Raw genomic sequence first — 2,356 nt, 5'->3', positions numbered from 1 at the left:
AGGACAGTGAAACGTGACCGCGCCGATGATAGTGCAGATTGCCTGTGCGAAAGTAGGTCATCGTCAGACTAACCACACTCACTCACCCCCGCGTCCAAAAGACCGGGGGTGAGACCGTCTACAACAACAAATACATCTCTCAGTGACGGGCAGCGACCTGCATCGCGTAAGATCACGGGGTTTTCATAAGCGTCGAGACGCTGGATCCCGTCAATGGCCCTGAAACCTGAGATTCAACGCCTGCTCGAGATGGTTTACCGGGTGGGGGCGCCGCGTTTTCATGAGTTGTCAGTAGAGCAGGCCAGGCATTCCTTCGAGAAGCTCGTCTACGCGTTTCGCCCTGTCGTGCCTGCAGTGGCCTCGACACTCGAGGTGCCGATTCCCCGGGGCGATGGTTCGGTGCTGTTGGCTCGCTATTACCGTCCTTTGGATAGCGGCACGGGGCGTGTGCTGCCGCTACTCGTCTTCCTGCACGGTGGTGGTTGGTGCGTGGGCGACGTTGCGAGCTACGATGTGCTGTGTCGGCAACTCGCAAACACCAGCGGTTGCGCCATCATGTCTGTCGATTACAGATTGGCCCCGGAGAATCCGTTCCCGGCCGGCCTAGAGGATGCGCTGATCGCCTACCGCTGGGCGCTGGAGAACGCCGACTCTATCCTGGTCGATGCCGAAAGGATTGCGGTGGGCGGTGACAGTGCTGGAGGAAATCTCAGCATCGTGCTCGCGTTGAGTGCAGCTGAGAAAGGCCTGCCGCCGCCACGGCATTTGCTCCTGGTCTATCCATGCACGGAGTTGATCAGCTCGCGCCCTTCGCGAGAGCGTTTTGCGGATGGCTACTTTCTGGATCGGGAAAGCCTGCAGTGGTTCTTCAGTCGTTATCTTGGTGACGCTTCGCCCGATGATTGGCGGCTTTCGCCGATGCGGGCAACTTCGCTCGGAGCGTTGCCTGACATCAGCATGCTGACGGCTGAGTACGACCCCTTGACCGATGATTGTCTGGCCTTCGCTGATCGAGCGCGAACGGAGGGCTGCAGGGTGAGGTGTCTGAACGTCTCTGGCGTGGTGCACGGTTTCTTGACCTTGGGCAAGCTCATCCCTGAGTCGAATGATGCGGTGCTTTGGCTGGGGCGAGCTCTGGCGGATTCCCTTTCAAGGGACTAGCGGTCTGCTTCGCAAAAGCCGGGACACGGAATCGCGGCTAGTGGCGCCAGGTAGTGTTGCACATTTTCCTGATAGCGACTGCTATCGTTGCGGTTCGCGCTTTGCCCTGCACGACAATCCATCGCCTTCGTCATACCCCATGATCTGCTAGGTAAACCACTAGAGTGGGATGTTCAACCGGCGTATGATGAAGGCATTGGGCGAGGCCTTCATCTCTGAAGGGAGGTCGTTGCCGTCACTGAGAGGGGCGGTGGCGCGTGTCGGAGAAGAATGAGGAGGCCAAGCTCGAAATTGAAGGTACTCACAGCCCACTTGCATGCGTGACGCACTTAACGGAGCGTGGTTTGGCAGCCGGCTAACATATATTTGGGAGCTTCTATAAAGATCGCAGACATGCGGGATGATCGCTTGATCATCGGCGCAGAGTCTGCGGCACTTCGCGAACTCGACCCCTGGACCAAACACATGCTCAAGGTCTTCAACCACTACTTCCCGACGCATACGCTTCAGCAGGCGCTGTTTGATGTTGGGCTGTTGTTCGTCGCCGTGCTGGCAGTCTCCGCGTTTCGGCTGAATGGCGGGGAAATCGACTGGATCGGCATAGCGCCGCTGTCCTTGCTGTTCGCGGTCGTGATGATTCTGCTGAACAGCGTACTCGGTCTGTATCGCCTACCTGGTAGCGGGCTGACCGGTCGTGAGTCCGCCGTCCGTACGACAATCGCCGTCGTAGTGAGCGTTCCTGTCGCGTTCGTCGTATTTCAGCTGCTCCCCTGGCCCGAGGCGGCTCCGCCCAATTTCGAGCTCTCGGCGATTGTGTTGTTGGGGCTGATTCTGGTCATGCGTGGGGTGGTCAATCGCAGAGTGGCTGCCTCGATGTTCATGCCACGCGTGCTGATCATCGGAACCGGTCAGGAGGCGGCCGATGTAGAGCACTCGTTGCACTATCCGGTAAAGAGGGGCGTTGAGTTCGTGGGGTTTTACCCTGCAATTGGTGATGAAGATGCGGTGGTTGAATCGTCCAGCGTGTTGAATGGTGCGTTGTCGCTCCACGAGACCGTTCAGGAACAGGGGTATACGGATTTAATGGTTGATGGGGCACCTTCACCCCATCAATCTGATACCACCCTCAGATGGTTGATAGATCGACTCCGTAGTTGAGTTCCTCTGCGAAGTCCGGCAGTCCGTAACCGATGGT

The 2,356-nt window shown here is 58.0% G+C and carries 2 protein-coding genes; both read left to right on the top strand.

All coding sequences use genetic code 11. The features are described from left to right. Positions 1–213 precede the first annotated feature (213 nt). A complete protein-coding gene (locus GPA21_RS19875) occupies positions 214–1,161 on the top strand; it encodes an alpha/beta hydrolase (protein ID WP_168989799.1) in 948 nt (315 codons plus the stop codon). A 393-nt stretch (positions 1,162–1,554) separates the two neighbouring features. Then, entirely contained in the window at positions 1,555–2,319 is a 765-nt protein-coding gene (locus tag GPA21_RS20725) for a nucleoside-diphosphate sugar epimerase/dehydratase (protein WP_211163726.1), read from the top strand. Positions 2,320–2,356: the final 37 nt, after the last annotated feature.

The sequence above is a fragment of the Azoarcus taiwanensis genome (genome assembly GCF_012910885.1).
GTDB classification, from domain to species: Bacteria; Pseudomonadota; Gammaproteobacteria; order Burkholderiales; family Rhodocyclaceae; genus Azoarcus_F; species Azoarcus_F taiwanensis.
This window is presented reverse-complemented; position numbering and strand designations above follow the sequence as displayed.

What these genes read in the sequence shown, in the direction of transcription:
- GPA21_RS19875 (WP_168989799.1), top strand. Translation starts at nt 214, where the DNA reads ATGGCCCTGAAACCTGAGATTCAACGCCTGCTCGAGATGGTTTACCGG.
- GPA21_RS20725 (WP_211163726.1), top strand. Translation starts at nt 1,555, where the DNA reads ATGCGGGATGATCGCTTGATCATCGGCGCAGAGTCTGCGGCACTTCGC.